This window comes from Streptomyces argenteolus (genome assembly GCF_042902585.1).
GTDB lineage: Bacteria > Actinomycetota > Actinomycetes > Streptomycetales > Streptomycetaceae > Streptomyces > Streptomyces argenteolus.
Genome location: NZ_JBIBEG010000008.1, coordinates 231334 through 250722 on the forward strand (window position 1 = coordinate 231334; position 19389 = coordinate 250722).

The window sequence follows — 19389 nt, forward strand, 5'->3', positions numbered from 1 at the left end:
CTCAGCCCTTCTCGGCTGTGGTCGCCGTACCGGTGGTGAGGTCGACGGGGCGTACGCCGAAGTGGGCGAGCATCTCCGTGCAGGAGCGGCAGGGGGGCGCGTAGCTGCCGTGCAGGGGGTCGCCGTCCTCGCGGATGCGGCGGGCGGTGAGGCGGGCGTGCTTGAGGGCGCGGCGGGCCTCGCCGTTGGTGAGGGGCTTGCGCTGCGCGCGCTTGGAGCGGCTCGCGTCGGCCGCGGTGAGCTGGCGGGACAGGAGTATGGCCTCGGGGCAGCGTCCGGTGAAGCGTTCGCGCTGGTTGCTGGTGAGGGTGTCGAGGAAGTCCTGCACGAGGGGGTGGAGGACGGGTGGCTGGTCGCCCTTGCCCGCGGTGCAGGTGAGTGTCTCTCCGCGTACGGACAAGGCTGCGGCCACGGCGGGCAGGATGCCGTCGCGGCGGTGGTGGAGCTGGGGTGGGCGGCTGGGCTCGGTGGTGCTCCAACTGAGTCGCGGATCTCCGGATGTGACTGTTTGTGCTGTGTGCATGGCGCTGGTGTCCCTCCCTGCAATCCCCCGAGTTGCGGGGGACAGCCTGCCAAATATGCAGGGTGGTCGGGAAGCTGGGTGGGTGAAACGTGATCGCGTGTCGCGGCCGGGCGCCCCTGTTGTCGCGTGTCCGTCACCCGGCGGTGACGGTCGGTGAGCGGGGGTGCGGGGGCGGGGGGCCGTGTTGCGCCACCGCATAGGCTGTGCGGAACACCAGACGCAGCAGGGGGCTACCGCCATGACGACAGGTCGGCTCGGGCAGCAAGCCGCGCCACCGAACGCGGCCTATGCCGGGCAGGTCGTGCATTTCCCGGATCCTGTCCGGGCGTCCCGCCACCCCAGGGGTGTGCACGTGGACGGCAACGGCCATCCGGTGCTTTCGCCGTATGCGCGTGCCGCCGCGGAGATCGCGGATCCGCCTCCGGGGTTCGGGATCGACGAGCTGCGGCTGACGGACTACGTGTCGGCGAACGCGGCGCTGGCGGCGAGCGGTCATGAGCTGTGGGACACGATTCCCGCGGTGGCGACCCCGCACGGCTGGACGTGGCATCACGTGGCGGGTGGCCGGCGGATGGAGCTGGTGCCGGTCGAGGTGAAGGCGCTGCTGCGTCATCACGGCGGGCTGGCGACGACTCCGGTGGATCAGCACCGCCGGGGTACGCGTCCGCTTCAGGAGACGCGTCCCGCTCACTTCCGGCTGCCGAAGGGTGCCGTGGCGGTGGGCGAGGAGCAGATCCTGGGGGTCGAGGAGGATCTCGGTTACCGGCTTCCCGGTGCGTACCGGTCGTTCCTGAAGGCCGCGGGCGGTTCCGCTCCCGTGGGTGCCGCGCTGGACGCCGAGCTGGGTCTGCTGGTGGACCAGCCGTTCTTCACGGTGCGTGAGGAAGCGGCGATGAATGACCTGGTGTATGTGAACAAGTGTCTGCGTGATCACTTCACGAAGGATTTCCTGGGTGTGGCTTTCGTCCAGGGCGGGATCCTGGCGGTGAAGGTGCGGGGTGCGGACGTGGGGTCGGTGTGGTTCTGCGCGTACGACGACGCGCGGGATCAGGACGGCTGGGGTGTGCAGGAGCGGGTGGACCGGCTTCTGCTGCCGTGTGGTGAGGACTTCGATGCTTTCCTCCAGCGTCTGGCGGGCAATCCGCCGGAGCTGGAGACGGTGGCGAACCTGATGGTGGACGGTGGCTTCGCGCGGGCCGTCCCGGTGGAGGGGTGAGCGCGGTGGTGACGTTCGCGCAGGCGCAGGAGCGTGCGGATGAGTGGGTCAACGGTGGTGTGCCCGCGTATCAGCACCGTGAGGTCAGGGTCCGGGAGTTCGAGCTCGGTTTCGTGGTCTGGGCCGAGGACCGTGCCGAGGGCCCGGTCTCGGACGGTGGGCGCCAGCGGCTGGTGATCGCCCGGGACAGCGGTGAGGCCACGTTGTGGCCGGGGCTGCCGGTGGGCGAGGTGATCCGGCGGTACGAGGAGGAGTACGGGGCGCCCGCGGGTGCGGAGCCCGCTCCGGAGCCGCCGCAGCGCATCGATCTGAACCAGACGTCGTTCCTGCTGAGTCCGCCCGAGTGGCTTCAGGAGGCGGCGGACAAGCTGGGCATTCCGGACCGTCGCGCGGCGTCGGACGAGCCGTCCTCCGGCGGGGGGGCTGCTGCCCCCGCTGCTTCTGCTCCGTCCCCGGCTGCCCCCGCTCCTTCCGTCCCCGCGCCTGCCGTTGCGGACGACTGGCCTGCCGCCACGCCTGCCGCCGCGCCTGCCGGTGCGGACGACTGGCCGGCCGCCGCTCCGGCCCGTGCGGACGACTGGCCGGTCGCCGCTGGGCAGCAGGATCATGAGCCGACGGCGTCGGACGGGGTGCCGGCCGGGGGGACTCCCTGGGCGGGTACGGACACGAACGCGGACGAGGACGAGGGGAGCGTGCCGCTCCCGGCGACGGTCTTCGCTCCGCCGCTTTCGGGGTCGGACGACGACGGGGCCCCGCCGCCGGTGGTCTCGGCGGAGGCTCCCACGGCGCTGATGTCGGGCGGGAGCCAGCTGCCGCCGACGGCGCTGGTGCCCGGTCTGGATCCGAACGCGCCGCCGCCCGGGCCCCGTGGCCCCGCCGGTCCGCCCGTTCCGGCACCGCCGGCGGGGCCCCGCCCGGCCGGGGGCGACATCGCGGACGCGGCGACGAGCAAGGCCGCCGTGCCGCCGCGGGGTGCCCGGGGGACGGGGCCGACGCCTCCGCCGCCGCCCGGTGTGCCGGGTGCGCCGGGAGTGGCGCCGCCGCCCTCGGGGCCGGGTGCGCCCGGTGCTCCGGCCGGTGGCTACGTACCGACGCAGCTCGTCTCCCAGCTGGGCCCTCCGGGCGCGCCGGCTCCGGGGGGTGCGACGCCGCCTCCGGGTGCGCCGCAGCCGCCCGCCCCTCCTGGCCCGCCGGGACCTCCCGGGTCGACGCCGCCTCCGGGTGGCGGGATGCATCAGGCGGCCACGATGTTCGCCGACGCGAGCATCGGCGGTCCGAACGCGCCGCGCCCGCCGGGTCCGCCCGGTCCTCCCGGACCGCCGGGTGCGCCGGGTGCGACGCCGCCTCCGCCCGGCTCCACCCCTCCTCCGGGTCCTCCGGGTCCGCCCGGTCCTCCCGGACCGCCTCCGGGTGCCACGCCGCCGCCGGCCGGTGGGGTGCACCACGCGGCCACGATGCTCGCGGGTCCTGGGCAGGTGGGCCCGGCCGGCGTGACGCCGTCCGGTCCGCCCGGTCCTCCTGGCATGCCCGGGCCGCACACTCCGCCGCCTCCCGGTGCGTACGGGTATCCGCAGCAGCCGACGGGGCAGCCGACGGTCGGTCCTGGGTATCAGGCCGTGCTGCGTTTCCGTGCGGCCGACGGCAGCGAGCAGCAGCTGATCCGGCGTTCGGCGCCGGGCACGCCGCACCCCGAGTGGCAGATGCTGCACGAGCTGCGGGCGATGAACGTGCCGCCGCAGCAGGTCATCGAGCTGCACACGGAGCTGGAGTCGTGTGAGCTGCCCGGTGGTTACTGTGCGCGGATGATCCGGGAGACCTGGCCGCAGGTCCGGATCACGAGCGTGGCTCCGTACGGCACCGATCACGCGAGCCGACAGCAGGGGATGCAGCATCTGCTGACGCACCAGGGTGAGCTGCACCAGGTGGCGGACGGTCCGGCGCGGCCGGCTCCGGTGCGTGCGCCGTTGCCGCAGATGCCGCCTGCGATGCCGGTGCCTCCGGAGGCGCTGGCCGAGGAGCTGCACGGGGCGTTCGGGCCGGGTGTGCTGCGGTTCGACCAGCGGGCGGTGTCCCGTCAGGGCGTGCCGGAGGTCGTGGCGCGGACGCTGGTCTGGGCGGGGCTGCCCGCTGATTTCGGGCCGTTCTTCTGGGCGCAGCCGGGGCATCCGGTCGTGCCGACGCTGGCGGAGCTCGCGGCGCAGCGGCAGGTGCAGGCGGCGTCGGACGCGGGTTCGTACCTGGTGATGGGTTCGGACTTCGGCCGGGCGATCTGTGTGCAGTACGGGACGGCGAACATCGTCGCCGTGCCGGTGGAGGCGGGTCCGGGCGGTCAGCCGGTGCCCCCGCAGTTCGTGAACACGGGGCTGCCCGAGTTCGTGCGGTCCATGGCGTTGCTGGGCCGGATGTGGCGGCTGCGGTTCGGGCTGAATCCCGAGCAGGCGGGTCGCTGGACGGTCGATTTCCAGGCGCAGCTGGTGGCGATCGATCCGGCGGCGCTGGCGTCTCCGGAGAGCTGGTGGTCGGTCCTGCTGGAACAGATGTGGGACGGGTTGCTCTGATCCGGCCGGTTGTGTGCGAGAGGCGTCCGTCCCCTGTGGGGGCGGGCGCCTTTCGTGTGGAGCCGTGTGACGCGGAACGCTTCGGTCCTGAATGCTGCTGATCGATTCCGACTTCCGTGCCAATTACCGCATCCTTGACGTAATGCGTCAGGGTCGGGGTGTCGGAGAGCGGGAAAGAGGGCTTCAGGGATGAGTGGTGGACCGGTGTCCGGGCACGGTTTCGTCGGTGTACGGGGGCGTGGGTACCGCCCTGAGCAGGTGGACCGGGTGGTGGCCGAGCTGTCCGCCGGGCGGGACGAGGCCCTGGAGCGGCTGGCGCGGCTGACGGACCTGGCCGATGAGCTGGCCGCGGAGTCCGCGCGGCTGGGTGAGGTGGTGGCCTCTCTCGCGCCGCAGACGTATCAGTCGCTGGGGGAGCGGGCGCAGCAGATCCTGGCGCTGGCCCAGGCCGAGGCGGAGTCGGTGCGGAGTACGGCGCAGGAGGAGGGCCAGGCGCTGCGGGACGCGGCGGACGCGGCGGGCCGGGAGCTCCGCGAGGCGGCGCGTGCGGACGCGGGGGCGGTACGGGCGGCTGCGGAGGCCCGCGCGGAGGAGTCGCTGGCCGAGGCGCGGGCTGCGGCCGGCGCGCTGGTGGACCAAGCGCGTGAGGAGGCGGCCGAGGCGCGTGGGGCGGCTGAGGCGGAGATGGCGGAGACGCGTCGCCGTACGGCGGGTGTGCTGGCGCATCAGGAGCAGGAGCACGCCGAGCGGAGCAAGGCCGCGGAGGCGGAGTTCGCCGCGGCGGAGGCCGCCGCTTCGGAGCGCGAGGCGGAACTGACGTCGCGGGGTGAGGCGGTGCTCGCGCAGGCGCGGCGCCGGCTGGCGGAGGCCGAGGAGGCGGCGCGGCACGGTCAGGAGGACGCGGAGGCGCGCGCGGCGGAGCTGCTGGCCGGAGCCAGGATGGCGGAGGAGCGGGTCGTGCGGGAGACGGAGAGGATTCTGCGGGAGCACGAGGAGGGCCGCGAGGAGGTGCAGGCGCACATGGCGCACGTACGCAATTCGCTGGCGGCGCTCACGGGGCGGGCGGCCGTGGGGCCGGCGGAGTAGTACGGGCGCCGACAGGCCGGCCGGCCTGCGCGGGCGACCGGTGGGGGAGTCGCCGGAGGGGTCGCGGGGCCGGTGTTCCCCGCCCGGGGTGCGGTACGGCTCGGCGGTGCGTGCCGGCCGGTCGGCCGGAGGGTTCGCGCGGATGCGAACGGCTCGGCGGTGCTCTCCTGCCGGAGCGGGTCCGGGTGGTGTGGGGCTCCTGCCGGAGGACGCCCGCGGAGGCGGGCCCCCGGGGCGGCGCGTGGCGCGCACCCCCGGGGGCCCGCCTCGTGGCGGGTGCCCGCGTCACTTCAGGCCGAGGACCTGTTCCAGCGGGTCGATGGCGAAGTAGACGAGGAAGAGCACCGCGGTGCCCCAGAGCAGCCAGTGGACCTCGCGCGCCTTGCCCAGGCACGCCTTGATGACGACGTAGGCGATGAACCCGGCGCCGATGCCGTTGGTGATGGAGTAGGTGAACGGCATGACGACGATGGTGAGGAAGGCCGGGACGGCGAGTTCGTAGCGGTCCCAGTCGATGTGCTTGACCTGCGTCATCATCAGGAAGCCGACCGCGACGAGAGCGGGGGAGGCGGCCTGCATCGGCACGATGGTCAGGATCGGGGTGAAGAAGAGGGCCAGCGCGAACAGGCCGCCGGTGACGAGGTTGGCGAAGCCGGTGCGCGCGCCCTCGCCGACACCCGCCGCGGACTCGATGTAGGTGGTGGCGGACGAGGCGGAGGCGGCGCCGCCGGCGACGGCTGCCGCGCCGTCGATGAGCAGGACGCGGCCCAGACCCGGCACCTGTCCCCGTTCGTCGAGCAGCCCGGCTTCGGCGGTGACGCCGACGACGGTGCCCATCGTGTCGAAGAAGTCCGACAGGATGAGGGTGAAGATCAGCAGGACGACGGTCAGGACGCTGATCTGGCCGAAGGAGCCGAACAGGTCGAACTGGCCGAGCAGCCCGAAGTCGGGGGCGGCGACGGGCTTGTCGGGCAGGGTGGGCGCGGTCAGGCCCCAGGACGTGACCGTGGCGAGCTGGTTGACGATGATCGAGAGCACGGTCATCAGGACGATGCTGATGAGGATGGCGCCCTTGACCTTGCGGGCGAGGAGGACGACCGTCAGGATCACGCCGAGGCAGAACACGAACATGGGCCACCCGGTGAGGGCGCCGGTGCCGAGCTGAACGGGCACGGTGGTGTTCGCCGCGTCCGGGATGCGGGTGACGAACCCGGCGTCCACGAAGCCGATGAAGGCGATGAACAGGCCGATGCCGACGCTGATGGCCTGTTTCAGCGCCTGCGGGATGGCGGTCATGATCGCTTCGCGCAGACCTGTCATCACCAGGACGCAGATCAGCAGGCCTTCGAGGACGATGAGGCCCATCGCGTCGTCCCAGGCCATCAGGGGGGCCACCTGATAGGCGACGACGGCGTTGATGCCCAGTCCGGCGGCCAGGGCGAGCGGGAGGTTACCGCCGACGCCCATGATCAGGGTCATCACCGCGGCCACGAGGGCGGTGGCGGTGACCAGCTGGACGGGGTCCAGCTGCTCGCCGAACTTGTCCTCCGCGCCACCGAGGATGATGGGGTTGAGCACGAGGATGTACGCCATGGTGAAGAAGGTGGCGAATCCACCGCGGACTTCCCGGGCGTACGTCGAGCCGCGTTCGGTGATGCGGAAGAACCGGTCGAGACCACTACCTGATCTGTTCGGTGGTATGTCAACCGGGCTGGTGCTGGTGTGCATGACGGTGTCTCCTGGGCCTGCGATCGAAAGGGGATACAGGGAACCGCCACTGCCCCGGGGGCGGCAGGCAGTTGTGCGAACACACATGCGGTGCCTTGCGAGCGGATCATATGCGCATCGCGTCCGCCCACAAGTCACCTGTGTTTGCAGGAAGTTGCTGTTCAGACACTTCTGTCGCTTCCTACGGAATCGGCGGTGATCTATCACTCCAAACCGTCATGCAGGCGACAGCGGCCATGGATTTTTCCGTCACGCTCCCCTTACGTTCTGTGCGTGCACCCTCCACTCCCCTTCAATGCGCGTGCTGCCCGAGCCCTGCGTGAAAAGCTCGGGATGGCACACGGTCACGTCGCCTACGGCATGCGGGCCTCCTTCGGGATGTCCCATGTCTCCCCCGAGCACGTCGAAGCCTGGGAGCGCGGCGCGGCGCTCCCCGATCCGAGTGAACTCGCCGCTCTCGCAGGGGCGTTGTGGTGTCATCCCCGCGAACTCATGGGGCGCCCGCGGACCTTGCGCGAGCACCGCATCGCCCAGGGGATCGCGCCCGAGGACGTCGCCCGGGGCACGGGCCTGACCCTGCACGAGTACCTCCGTATGGAGGAGGCCGGCCGCTGGTCCGGGGACAGCCGTCAGTCCGCGAAGCTCGGCGGTGTGCTCAGGCTTCCCCCGCGTGACTTCGTCGCCGTCACCGGGCTGGAGGACGAGCTCGCCCGGCTGCTCACCGAGGCCGTCACCACCCGGTGGCAGGCGCACGTCCGCGCCATCGCCAAGCTCATCTCCATGGAGCGCAAGGAACTGCACAAGCCGCTGGACGGCATGTACCACGAATACCAGGCGCTGATGGCGGCCACGCTCAGCCGGGCCGGTGGCACCACCGCCTCCGGTGAGGACGGGCGGCGCTACCTCGAAGAGATCGTCGACCACTTCTGGGCCCGGATTCCCGAGTAGCCCCGGCCGGGAGCGGGCGGCTCACCGCTCGGAGGCCGCGGTGGCCTCCTCGTGCTCGGCCAGCACCGGGAAGCGACGCGGGGCGACGAACGTCACGACCAGCAGGGCCAGTCCGGCCGCCACCGCCGCGCCGGTGAAGACGTGGTCGGTGGCGGTGTCGACGGCACGGCGCAGGTAGTCGGTCGCCTCGGCCGTCAGGGCTCCGGGTTCCTCCAGGGCGTGGGACATGCCGTCGAGGTCACCGGGGAGCCCGTCCACCGGGGCGTCCGCCAGCCGGGAGGCGAGGGAGGCGTTGGCCACCGCACCGAAGAGGGCGGCACCCAGGCTCTGGCCGACCTGGCGGCAGAACAGTACGGACGCCGTCGTCGTGCCCCGCTCGGTCCAGCCGACCGTCGACTGGACCCCGACGATCAGCGGGAGCTGGAAGAGGCCGAGCGTCGCGCCGAGCAGCAGCATGAGCAGGGCGGGTTGCCAGGCGGCGCCGGGGTAGGGCAGGAGCGGGAAGCAGAGCAGGACCAGCAGGGCGCCGCACATGCCGGTCATCGCGGTGCGGCGGAAGCCGATCCGGTTGTAGACCCGGTCCGCGAGGGCCGCGGAGACCGGCCAGCTCAGGGTCATCACCGACAGCACGAAACCGGCGGCGATCGGGCCGAGCCCGAGGACCGACTGGGCGTAGGTGGGCAGGAAGACGGTCGGCGCGACCATGAGCAGCCCCATCGCGCCGAGGGCGAGGTTGACCGAGGCGATGGTGCGGCGCCGCCAGACCCAGCCGGGGATGACGGGTTCGGCGGCGCGCCGCTCGATCACGACGGTCAGCACGGCCAGCGCGGCACTCGCCCCCAGCAGTCCGAGCGAGGGGGCGGAGAGCCACGGCCAGGCGACGCCGCCCTGGACGAGTGCGGTGAGCAGCAGTGCTCCCGTGGCGAAGACCGCGAGGGCGCCCGCCCAGTCGATCCGCGGGCGGACCTCGGGGCGTGGCCGGGCCGGTTCGTGGAGGTGACGGGCCACCAGCCAGAGCGCGAGGGCGCCGACCGGCACGTTGATCAGGAAGATCCAGCGCCAGTCGGCGTAGGCGGCGAGCAGGCCGCCGACGGCCGGGCCCGCCACGGCCGAAGTGGCCCAGACGGTGGACAGTCTGGCCTGGATCTTCGGCCGCTCCCGGAGCGGGTAGAGGTCGGCCGCGATGGTCTGCACCGTCCCCTGGAGCGCGCCGCCGCCCAGGCCCTGCACGACGCGGAAGGAGATGAGGGCGGCCATGTTCCAGGCGGCGGCGCACAGGACCGAACCGGCCAGGAAGAGGATGATGCCCGCGACCAGGACGGGCTTGCGGCCGAAGGTGTCGGAGAGCTTCCCGTACACCGGCAGGGTGACGGTCACGGCGAGCAGATAGCCGGAGAACAGCCAGGAGAAGACCGCGAAGCCGCCCAGGTCGCCGACGATCTGGGGCACGGCCGTGGCGACGATGGTCCCGTCGATGGCGGCGAGGCCCATGCCGAGCATGAGGGCCGCGGCGACGGGGCGGCGGCCACGCGCCCTTTCCGCTGCCGCCGGCCCGGGGGTGGCCTCCCCGGGCAGCGCCTCCTGGCTCTCCGTACCTCCGACGCCGTCCGTGCCGCCCACAGGGTTTCCTTCCCTATGCATCTATTTCCCGGAGGACACTGTCTCACCGCACGCGGCCGTACGGGAGACGGAGGTCGAGGGCTGAGACCCTTACTCCCCTTCCGTACGAGGTGCCCGAACCCCTAGGGGGAGCTCCGTACTTCAGGCCGGGGGTGGTTCCTCCCGGCGGAGGACGAGGGGCGAAGGCCCCGTTCCCTACGGTGTTCCTGTACGGCGGATGCAGCCGGCCGCAGGGGGCGGGGTGGGGAAAACCCCCCTCGAAGACTGCGCCGGGCACCAGCGCGCCCGACCCCCCTCGCGACCCAGACTCGGAACGTACACAGAGACGTCCAGGCATCGACCGACATAGGAGACTTACCGTGACAACGGCTGTAACCATTCCCAGGCACGGGGACACTGGAGGGCGTACGGCCGTCGCCGCGCGAGCTCGGCAGGTCGTGAAGGCGTACGGGTCGGGGGAGACCCGGGTCGTCGCGCTCGACCACGTCGACGTGGACATCGCCCGCGGGCAGTTCACGGCGATCATGGGACCGTCCGGGTCCGGCAAGTCGACGTTGATGCACTGCCTGGCCGGCCTGGACACCGTGACCTCGGGGCAGATCCACCTCGCCGACACCGAGATCACCGGCCTCAAGGACAAGAAGCTCACGCAGCTGCGCCGGGACCGCGTCGGTTTCATCTTCCAGGCGTTCAACCTGCTTCCCACCCTGAACGCGATCGAGAACATCACGCTGCCGATGGACATCGCGGGCCGTAAGCCCGACGCCGCGTGGCTGCGCCAGGTCGTGGAGACCGTCGGTCTCTCCGAGCGCCTGAAGCACCGGCCCACCCAGCTCTCCGGAGGCCAGCAGCAGAGGGTGGCGGTGGCCCGCGCGCTCGCCGCCCGGCCGGAGATCATCTTCGGTGACGAGCCCACGGGGAACCTGGACTCGCGGGCCGGCGCCGAGGTGCTGTCCTTCCTGCGGAAGTCGGTCGACGAACTCGGCCAGACGATCGTCATGGTCACCCACGACCCGGTGGCCGCCTCCTACGCGGACCGGGTGCTCTACCTCGCGGACGGCTCCATCGTCGACGAGATGCAGAACCCGACGGCCGAGCAGGTCCTGGACCGGATGAAGGACTTCGACGCGCGCGGGCGGACGTCATGACCGTGTGGAAAACCTCGAGGCGCAACTTCCTCGCGCACAAGGGGCGGATGGCGCTCTCCGCCGTCGCGGTCCTGCTGTCGGTGGCGTTCGTGTGCGGCACGCTCGTCTTCACCGACACGATGAACACCACCTTCGACAAGCTCTTCGCCGCGACGTCCGCCGATGTGACGGTCAGCCCGAAGAAGGCCGAGGTCACCGACGTCCCGGAGAACGGCAAGCCGGAGGCGCTCCCCGCCTCCGTCGTGGCCGAGGTCGCCGGCGCCGACGGGGTGAAGAGGGCCGAGGGCGCGGTCACGAGCATGTCCGTCACCCTCGTCGACAGCCACGACAAGAACCTCGGGTCCGACTCCGGGGCCCCCACGATCGCGGGCAACTGGACCCGCAACGACCTGCGGTCCATGGAGATCACCTCCGGCCACGCCCCGCGCGGGCCGACCGAGGCCATGATCGACGCCGACACCGCCGAGAAGCACCACCTGAAGCTCGGCGACGAGGTGCGCACCATCGCCGTCACCGGTGACATCCGGGCGAAGATCACCGGGATCGCCTCGTTCACGGTGACCAACCCCGGTGCGGCCGTCGTCTACCTCGACACCGCCACCGCGCAGCAGAGGCTGCTGGGCGCGTCCGGCGTCTTCACGCACGTCTCGGTCACCGCCGAACCCGGCGTCACCGACACCGAACTGAAGAAGAACGTCGCCGCGGCCCTGGGTGACTCGGGTGCGTACAAGCTGCAGACCCAGAAGGAGGCGGCGGCGGCCGGCAAGGACTCCATGGGCTCCTTCCTGGACGTCATGAAGTACGCCATGCTCGGCTTCGCCGGGATCGCCTTCCTCGTCGGCATCTTCCTGATCGTCAACACCTTCTCGATGCTGGTCGCCCAGCGCACCCGCGAGATCGGCCTGATGCGGGCCATCGGGTCCAGCCGCAAGCAGGTCAACCGTTCCGTGCTGGTCGAGGCGGTGCTCCTCGGTGTCGTCGGGTCGGTCCTGGGTGTCGGGGCCGGCATCGGGCTCGCCGTCGGGCTGATGAAGCTGATGGGCGCGATGGGGATGGAGCTGTCCACCAAGGACCTCACCGTCGCCTGGACGACGCCGGCGATCGGGCTGGCGCTCGGCATCGTCGTCACGGTCCTCGCCGCGTACGTCCCCGCCCGGCGGGCCGGCAAGGTCTCCCCGATGGCCGCCCTGCGGGACGCCGGAACCCCGGCGGACGCCAGGTCCGGATGGGTCCGTGCCGGAATCGGCCTGGTCCTGACCGGGACCGGTGCCGCAGGCCTGTGGGCGACGACCCAGGCGGAGAAGGCGAGCGAGGGCTCGCTCTACCTCGGGCTGGGCGTGGTCCTCACCCTCATCGGCTTCATCGTGATCGGCCCCCTGCTGGCGGGCATCGTGGTGCGGGCGCTGGGCGCCGTCGTCCTGCGGCTGTTCGGTCCGGTCGGCCGTCTCGCCGAGCGCAACGCGCTGCGTAACCCCCGGCGTACGGGAGCGACCGGAGCGGCCCTGATGATCGGCCTCGCCCTGGTGGCCTGCCTGTCGGTCGTCGGCTCGTCCATGGTCGCCTCCGCCACCGACGAGCTCGACAAGTCGGTCGGCACCGACTTCATCGTCCAGTCGAACACCGGTCAGCTCATCGTGCCGCAGGCCGCGAAGGCCATCGAGAAGGTGCCCGGCATCGAGTACGTGACGGACTACAAGGTGCTGGCGGCGACGTTCACCAACCCCGACGGCTCCACCGCCGACGAGCACGTGACCGCGGCCGATCCGACGTACCCGCGGGACCTGCGGCGCACGACGGTCGCCGGCGACCTGGCGAAGGCGTACGGGACGGACGCCATGTCGGTGGGCTCCGACTACGCCACGCTGCACAAGATCGAGGTCGGTGACGAGATCACCGTCGCCTTCAAGGCCGGTGACACCGCGAAGCTGAAGGTCGCCGCGATCACCTCGGACGACACGAACGTGGACCAGGGGGCGATGTACACCAACATCACCACCGCCGAGCGGTACGTCGACGCCGACACGATGCCCCAGAACATGATCATGTTCGCGGCGGCGGAGGACGGCAAGGAGAAGGAGGCGTACGCGGCCCTCAAGAGCTCGCTCGCCGCGTACCCGCAGTACAAGGTGCAGAACCAGGCCGACTTCAAGGAGGACCTGAAGGACCAGATCGGCCAGCTGCTGAACATCGTCTACGGCCTGCTCGCCCTGGCGATCATCGTCGCGGTGCTCGGTGTGGTGAACACCCTGGCCCTGTCGGTGGTCGAGCGGACCCGGGAGATCGGCCTGATGCGGGCGATCGGCCTCTCCCGCCGCCAGCTGCGCCGCATGATCCGGCTGGAGTCGGTGGTCATCGCCCTGTTCGGCGCCCTGCTCGGACTCGGCCTGGGCATGGGCTGGGGCACCTCGGCGCAGAAGCTGCTGGCGCTGGAGGGCCTCGGGGTCCTGGAGATCCCGTGGCCGACGATCCTCACCGTGTTCGTCGCCTCCGCCTTCGTCGGGCTGTTCGCCGCACTGGTCCCGGCCTTCCGGGCCGGCCGGATGAACGTCCTCAACGCGATCGCCACGGACGGGTGACGGCGGCGGACGTAGGATGACCGGACCGGCCCCGGGGTGTTCCTCCAAACACCCCGGGGCCGGTCCGTGTCCGCTGCCTTCGTCTGCCTTTCCGCTTCGTCAGGCGTGCAGGACCGGCACGTCGTACTGGGGGATCCACTTGTCGCGGGTGACGACCGTCAGCCCTTCGGTCTGGGCCTGGGCGACGATGATGCGGTCGAAGGGGTCACGGTGGAGCGGGGGGAGGCGGCCGGCCTCGACCGCGTGTCCCGCGGTGATCGCGAGGCTCGTCAGCTGGCAGTCACGGACCCGCTCAGCCAGGTCGTCGGGTCCCGCGAGCCTTCCGGCAGACTGCTTGATGGCGATTTCCCAGGGGCTCGCGGCGCTGAGGAACACTGCGGGCTCCGTGTCGATCAGGTCCTTCACCTCCTCGGACAGCTCGGGGGAGTCGTCGAGCCACCAGAGAGCGATATGGGTGTCGAGCAGAAGACGCATCAGCGCATCCCGAAGGCTTCGGCGATGTCGTCCGGGAGCTCGTCGAAGTCGTCGGGGATGTGAATCTGCCCCCGGAGCGAACCGCGGCCGGTCCGTCGCACCTTCGGATGCAGCGGTACGACCTTGGCGATCGGCTCCCCGGCCCGGCTGATCACGACCTCCTCGCCGGTCTCGACCTGTTGCAGGATCCGGGAGAAGTGGGTCTTCGCCTCGTGCACGTTGTACTGCCGGGCTGCTTCCATGACGCCTCGCTCGGGCCATAAGTGGACTAGCTACCGGACTAAGGCTAGCCCCGCTGCCGCCGTACGGACAACGGCGTTCCCTCGCGCGAGTGACACACCGGCGTCGTACGCTGGAGCCCCCGGCCCGTGCCACGTGTCGGGCCCTTCGCGTTGCTCACTCGCCACACCGGACGGAACCTTCATGAGCCTGCACGGTCTGCTGGACGTCGTCGTCACCGACCCGGCGCTCGAAGAAGCGGTGAAGGCCGCGACGGACGGCCACCGGGCCCATGTCGACCTGGTCGGTCCGCCCGCCGCACGCCCCTTCGCCGTGGCCGCACTGGCCCGTGACGCCGGGCGCACGGTGCTCGCCGTCACCGCGACCGGCCGCGAGGCCGAGGACCTGGCGGCGGCGCTGCGGACCCTGCTGCCCCCCGACACCGTGGCGGAGTTCCCCTCGTGGGAGACCCTGCCCCACGAGCGGCTCTCGCCCCGCTCGGACACCGTGGGCCGCCGCCTCGCCGTGCTGCGCAGGCTTGCGCACCCCCGGCAGGACGACCCGGAGACCGGCCCCGTCAAGGTCGTCGTCGCCCCGGTCCGCTCGGTGCTCCAGCCCCAGGTCAAGGGCCTCGGCGACCTGGAGCCCGTCGCGCTGTCGGGCGGGCAGACCGCGGATCTGGGCGAGGTCGTGGACGCGCTCGCGGCAGCGGCGTACGCCCGCGTGGAGCTGGTCGAGAAGCGCGGCGAGTTCGCCGTGCGCGGCGGCATCCTGGACGTCTTCCCGCCGACCGAGGAGCACCCCCTGCGGGTGGAGTTCTGGGGCGACGACGTCGAGGAGATCCGGTACTTCAAGATCGCCGACCAGCGGTCCCTGGAGGTCGCCGAACACGGCCTGTGGGCCCCGCCCTGCCGTGAACTGCTGCTCACGGAGGACGTACGCGGCCGGGCGGCGGCGCTGGCCGAGGAGCACCCGGAGCTGGGTGAGCTGCTGGGGAAGATCGCGGAGGGGATCGCCGTCGAGGGCATGGAGTCCCTGGCCCCGGTCCTCGTGGACGAGATGGAGCTGCTGCTCGACGTCCTGCCGGAGGGCTCGATGGCGGTGGTCTGCGACCCGGAGCGGGTGCGGACGCGGGCGGCGGACCTCGTCGCGACGAGCCAGGAGTTCCTCCAGGCATCCTGGGCGGCCACCGCCGGCGGCGGCGAGGCGCCGATCGACGTGGGCGCGGCCTCACTGTGGGGCATCGCCGACGTACGCGACCGGGCGCGCGAGCTGGGCATGCTGTGGTGGTCGGTCTCCCCGTTCGCCGCGGACGACGAGCTGGACGACGACACCCTGAAGCTCGGGATGCACGCCCCGGAGGCGTACCGGGGCGACACCGCCCGGGCGCTGGCGGACACCAAGGGGTGGCTGGCCGAGGGCTGGCGCACGGTGTACGTCACGGAGGGGCAGGGGCCCGCCTCCCGTACCGTCGAGGTGCTCGGCGGCGAGGGGATCGCGGCCCGGCTCGACCCGGAGCTCGGCGAGATCACGCCGTCGCTCGTCCACGTCTCGTGCGGCGCCGTCGACCACGGCTTCGTCGACCCGGGTCTGAAGCTCGCCGTGCTCACGGAGACGGACCTGACCGGGCAGCGCACGGCCAGCAAGGACCTGGGCCGGATGCCGGCCCGCCGCCGCAAGTCCATCGACCCGCTGACGCTCCAGGCGGGCGACTTCATCGTCCACGAGCAGCACGGCGTCGGCCGCTACATCGAGATGGTGCAGCGCACCGTGCAGGGCGCGACGCGTGAGTACCTCCTCGTCGAGTACGCCCCCGCCAAGCGCGGCCAGCCCGGCGACCGGCTGTACATCCCGACCGACCAGCTGGAGCAGGTGACCAAGTACGTCGGCGGTGAGGCCCCGACCCTGCACCGGCTCGGCGGTGCCGACTGGACGAAGACGAAGCAGCGGGCCAAGAAGGCGGTCAAGGAGATCGCCGCCGACCTGATCAAGCTGTACTCGGCGCGGATGGCCGCCCCGGGCCACGCCTTCGGCCCGGACACCCCCTGGCAGCGCGAGCTGGAGGACGCCTTCCCGTACGCGGAGACTCCCGACCAGCTGTCCACGATCGCCGAGGTCAAGGAGGACATGGAGAAGTCCGTCCCGATGGACCGGCTGATCTGCGGCGACGTGGGCTACGGAAAGACGGAGATCGCGGTGCGCGCCGCCTTCAAGGCGGTCCAGGACGGCAAGCAGGTCGCGGTCCTCGTGCCGACGACGCTGCTGGTGCAGCAGCACTTCGGCACGTTCACCGAGCGGTACGCCCAGTTCCCCGTCAACGTACGGGCGCTGAGCCGCTTCCAGTCGGACACCGAGTCCAAGGCGACGCTGGAAGGCCTGAAGGACGGGTCCGTGGACCTGGTCATCGGCACGCACCGGCTGTTCTCGTCGGAGACGAAGTTCAAGGACCTGGGCCTGGTCATCGTCGACGAGGAGCAGCGCTTCGGTGTCGAGCACAAGGAGCAGCTGAAGAAGCTCCGGGCCAACGTGGACGTGCTCACCATGTCGGCGACGCCGATCCCGCGAACCCTGGAGATGGCCGTCACGGGCATCCGGGAGATGTCGACGATCACGACGCCCCCGGAGGAGCGGCACCCGGTCCTGACCTTCGTCGGCCCGTACGAGGAGAAGCAGATCGGCGCGGCCGTGCGGCGTGAACTCCTGCGTGAGGGCCAGGTGTTCTACATCCACAACCGCGTCGAGTCCATCGACCGGGCGGCGGCGCGGCTGCGCGAGATCGTGCCCGAGGCGCGGATCGCGACGGCGCACGGGCAGATGGGGGAGAGCCAGCTGGAGCAGGTCGTCGTCGACTTCTGGGAGAAGCGGTTCGACGTGCTGGTCTCCACGACGATCGTCGAGTCCGGCATCGACATCTCCAACGCCAACACGCTGATCGTGGAGCGCGGCGACAACTTCGGGCTGTCCCAGCTGCACCAGTTGCGCGGCCGTGTCGGCCGTGGCCGGGACCGGGGGTACTCCTACTTCCTGTATCCGCCGGAGAAGCCGCTGACGGAGACCGCGCACGAGCGGCTGGCGACGATCGCCCAGCACACGGAGATGGGCGCGGGCATGTACGTGGCGATGAAGGACCTGGAGATCCGTGGCGCCGGAAACCTGCTCGGTGGCGAGCAGTCCGGCCATATCGCGGGGGTCGGCTTCGACCTGTACATCCGGATGGTCGGCGAGGCGGTGGCCGACTACCGGGCGGCCGTGGACGGCGGGGTCGAGGAGGAGCCGCCGCTGGAGGTCAAGATCGAGCTCCCGGTCGACGCGCACGTCCCGCACGACTACGCCCCGGGGGAGCGGCTGCGCCTCCAGGCGTACCGCGCCATCGCCTCGGCGAATTCGGAGGAGGACATCCGGGCGGTGCGCGAGGAACTCACCGACCGCTACGGCAAGCTGCCGGAGCCGGTGGAGAACCTGCTGCTGGTGGCGGGGCTGCGGATGCTCGCCCGGGCCTGCGGTGTCGGCGAGATCGTGCTCCAGGGGCCCAACATCCGCTTCGCCCCGGTGGAGTTGCGTGAGTCACAGGAGCTGCGGCTGAAGCGCCTGCACCCGAAGACGGTCTTCAAGCCGGCCGCGCGCCAGATCCTGGTACCCCGGCCGACGGCGGGCCGGATCGGCGGCAAGCCGGTGGTGGGGCGTGAACTCCTGTCGTGGACCGGGGAGTTCCTCACGACGATCCTGGGGTCGTAGGGCCGTCGAGGGGGGCGGGGCCGCTGAAGAGGAAGCCGGTCAGCTGGTGGAACACCTCTCCGGGGTCCCGGCCGCCGACCGGTTCGTCCAGGTTGCCGCTGAGCAGCAGGGTTGCGAAGCCGTGGGCCAGGGACCAGGCGGCGATGCCGGCGAGCCGGGCGTCGCGGCCCCGGCCCGAGTGCGGGAGTTCGCCGATCCCGGCGCGCAGTTCCTCGGTGGCGCGGGCCTTGGCGGCGAGCAGGGCGGGGTCGTCCACGCGCAGGAGCTCCGGACGGAACATCACCTGGAAGTGCGCGGGGTGCCCCGACGCGAAGCGGACGTAGGCGACGCCTCGCTCCCGTAGGCCGGGGGCGTCGGCCAAGGCGTCGGCGAAGAGGGTGTAGCCCTCGGCGGCGACGGCGGTGAGCAGGCCGGTGCGGTCCTTGAAGTGGTGGGCCGGCGCGGCGTGCGAGACGCCCGCGCGGCGGGCCAGGTCGCGCAGGGACAGGGCGTCGGGGCCGTCGGTCCGGATGACGTCGAGGGCGGCGGCGAGGACGGCCCGCCGCAGGTCGCCGTGGTGGTAGCTGCGCTCACTGGTCATGGGACGTACGGTACGCGGAATCTAGGCATTGACAAGTTCGCGGGACGGGCGCACCCTGGGGATCTAGTCACCGACAAGATGTGGTCGAGCGGGAGGTTGGACATGTCCGACGATCTGGGTGCGGCACGCCGGATGTGGCATCTGCTGGAGCCGCTGCACGCCGTCGTCTACTACGCACCGGAGGCCTTCGAGGAGGCCGCCGCGCTCGGCCATGCCACGGACGAGCGCTGGCCGAGCTACTTCGCGTGGCGTGCCTCCCCGCTCGGCGCGGCGGGGGCGGAGCGGGTGACCGCCGTGTTCCACAGCTTCAGCCCGGCGATGACCGGGTCCTACGTTCCCGGGGGCTGGTCGGTGGCCGCCCCGCACGAGGTGCTCGCGGCGCGGAGCCGGGCGGTGGACCGGGCCTACCGCGCGCTGTTCGGCGAGCGCGTCCAGGGTCCGGAGCTCGCCGAGGCCGCCGCGCTCGTGAGCCGTGCGGCGCGGGCCGCTGACGTGACGGGGCGTCCGCTCGCCGCCGCCAACGCCGCGCTCCCGTGGCCCGAGGCACCGCACCTGGCGCTCTGGCACGCGGCGACGGTCCTGCGGGAGCATCGCGGGGACGGCCATGTCGCGGCGCTCATCGAGGCCGGCCTGGACCCGGTGGAGTCGCTGGTCTCCTTCGCGGCCGTCGGCGCCGCACGCCCGGAGGTGTTCGCGAGCCGGGGGTGGAGCGCGCAGGAGTGGGAGGCGGCCCGGAGCCGGCTCGCCGGGCGGGGACTGCTGGAGGCGGACGGCACGGCCACGGAGGCCGGGCGGGCCCTGCGGGCGGAGGTCGAACGGCGTACGGACGAGGCCGCTTCGGGGCCCTGGGCGGCGCTCGACGGCGAGGAGCGGGAGAGGCTCGCGGAGCTGCTGGGGCCGCTGTGGGTGGAGGTGATCGGCTCGGGGCTGCTGCCGTCCGAGACGACGCTCGGCATCGGGAAGGTCTGAGGGGCAGGT

At 71.9% G+C, this 19389-nt stretch carries 14 protein-coding genes; 8 read left to right on the forward strand and 6 right to left on the reverse strand.

What is annotated here, in order from left to right; all coding sequences use genetic code 11:
- Position 1: 1 nt before the first annotated feature.
- The gene (locus ACFY8O_RS26565) at positions 2–523 is read right to left on the reverse strand and encodes a YwqJ-related putative deaminase (RefSeq protein ID WP_145809026.1); all 522 of its coding nucleotides are present in this window, start codon (positions 521–523) and stop codon (positions 2–4) included.
- Between the two features lie 238 nt (positions 524–761).
- On the opposite strand from ACFY8O_RS26565, the gene ACFY8O_RS26570 reads away from it, so the two are divergent.
- From ACFY8O_RS26570 to ACFY8O_RS26580, 3 genes are all read left to right on the forward strand, one after another.
- Complete coding sequence (locus tag ACFY8O_RS26570) at positions 762–1739, forward strand: SMI1/KNR4 family protein (RefSeq protein WP_387906481.1); 978 nt, start codon at positions 762–764, stop codon at positions 1737–1739.
- A gap of 5 nt (positions 1740–1744) precedes the next feature.
- Positions 1745–4297, forward strand: a complete 2553-nt coding sequence (locus ACFY8O_RS26575) for an SUKH-4 family immunity protein (protein ID WP_387906685.1) — start codon at positions 1745–1747, stop codon at positions 4295–4297.
- A gap of 189 nt (positions 4298–4486) precedes the next feature.
- Complete coding sequence (locus ACFY8O_RS26580) at positions 4487–5383, forward strand: cellulose-binding protein (RefSeq protein WP_387906484.1); 897 nt, start codon at positions 4487–4489, stop codon at positions 5381–5383.
- Between the two features lie 285 nt (positions 5384–5668).
- Here ACFY8O_RS26580 and ACFY8O_RS26585 read toward each other — a convergent pair whose 3' ends face one another.
- Positions 5669–7111 (reverse strand): NCS2 family permease, encoded by a 1443-nt coding sequence (locus ACFY8O_RS26585; RefSeq protein WP_145809025.1) that lies wholly within the window; start codon positions 7109–7111, stop codon positions 5669–5671.
- A gap of 333 nt (positions 7112–7444) precedes the next feature.
- Here ACFY8O_RS26585 and ACFY8O_RS26590 point away from each other — a divergent pair, with 333 nt between their 5' ends.
- Positions 7445–8059 (forward strand): helix-turn-helix domain-containing protein, encoded by a 615-nt coding sequence (locus tag ACFY8O_RS26590; RefSeq protein ID WP_145809023.1) that lies wholly within the window; start codon positions 7445–7447, stop codon positions 8057–8059.
- Positions 8060–8080: 21 nt separating this feature from the next.
- On the opposite strand, the gene ACFY8O_RS26595 is transcribed toward ACFY8O_RS26590, so the two are convergent.
- A complete protein-coding gene (locus ACFY8O_RS26595) occupies positions 8081–9700 on the reverse strand; it encodes an MFS transporter (RefSeq protein WP_387906487.1) in 1620 nt (539 codons plus the stop codon).
- Positions 9701–10038: 338 nt separating this feature from the next.
- Here ACFY8O_RS26595 and ACFY8O_RS26600 point away from each other — a divergent pair, with 338 nt between their 5' ends.
- Together ACFY8O_RS26600 and ACFY8O_RS26605 are read left to right on the forward strand one after the other, a co-directional pair.
- Positions 10039–10827, forward strand: a complete 789-nt coding sequence (locus tag ACFY8O_RS26600; RefSeq protein ID WP_145809020.1) for an ABC transporter ATP-binding protein — start codon at positions 10039–10041, stop codon at positions 10825–10827.
- Entirely contained in the window at positions 10824–13403 is a 2580-nt protein-coding gene (locus ACFY8O_RS26605) for an ABC transporter permease (RefSeq protein ID WP_387906491.1), read from the forward strand. Before ACFY8O_RS26600 ends, ACFY8O_RS26605 begins: the two co-directional genes overlap by 4 nt.
- Positions 13404–13502: 99 nt before the next feature.
- On the opposite strand, the gene ACFY8O_RS26610 is transcribed toward ACFY8O_RS26605, so the two are convergent.
- Positions 13503–13877, reverse strand: coding sequence for a type II toxin-antitoxin system VapC family toxin (locus ACFY8O_RS26610; RefSeq protein ID WP_387906494.1), 375 nt, complete (start codon positions 13875–13877; stop codon positions 13503–13505).
- Positions 13877–14119, reverse strand: a complete 243-nt coding sequence (locus ACFY8O_RS26615) for a type II toxin-antitoxin system Phd/YefM family antitoxin (RefSeq protein ID WP_351270147.1) — start codon at positions 14117–14119, stop codon at positions 13877–13879. Before ACFY8O_RS26615 ends, ACFY8O_RS26610 begins: the two co-directional genes overlap by 1 nt.
- Before the next feature lie 181 nt (positions 14120–14300).
- Here ACFY8O_RS26615 and mfd point away from each other — a divergent pair, with 181 nt between their 5' ends.
- Positions 14301–17831, forward strand: coding sequence for a transcription-repair coupling factor (gene mfd / locus ACFY8O_RS26620; RefSeq protein WP_145809016.1), 3531 nt, complete (start codon positions 14301–14303; stop codon positions 17829–17831).
- Here mfd and ACFY8O_RS26625 read toward each other — a convergent pair.
- The gene (locus ACFY8O_RS26625) at positions 17809–18411 is read right to left on the reverse strand and encodes a TetR/AcrR family transcriptional regulator (RefSeq protein WP_387906499.1); all 603 of its coding nucleotides are present in this window, start codon (positions 18409–18411) and stop codon (positions 17809–17811) included. The two genes, mfd and ACFY8O_RS26625, sit on opposite strands and share 23 nt — an antisense overlap.
- A 102-nt stretch (positions 18412–18513) precedes the next feature.
- On the opposite strand from ACFY8O_RS26625, the gene ACFY8O_RS26630 reads away from it, so the two are divergent.
- Complete coding sequence (locus ACFY8O_RS26630) at positions 18514–19380, forward strand: SCO6745 family protein (RefSeq protein WP_387906502.1); 867 nt, start codon at positions 18514–18516, stop codon at positions 19378–19380.
- The last annotated feature ends 9 nt before the right edge of the window (positions 19381–19389 follow it).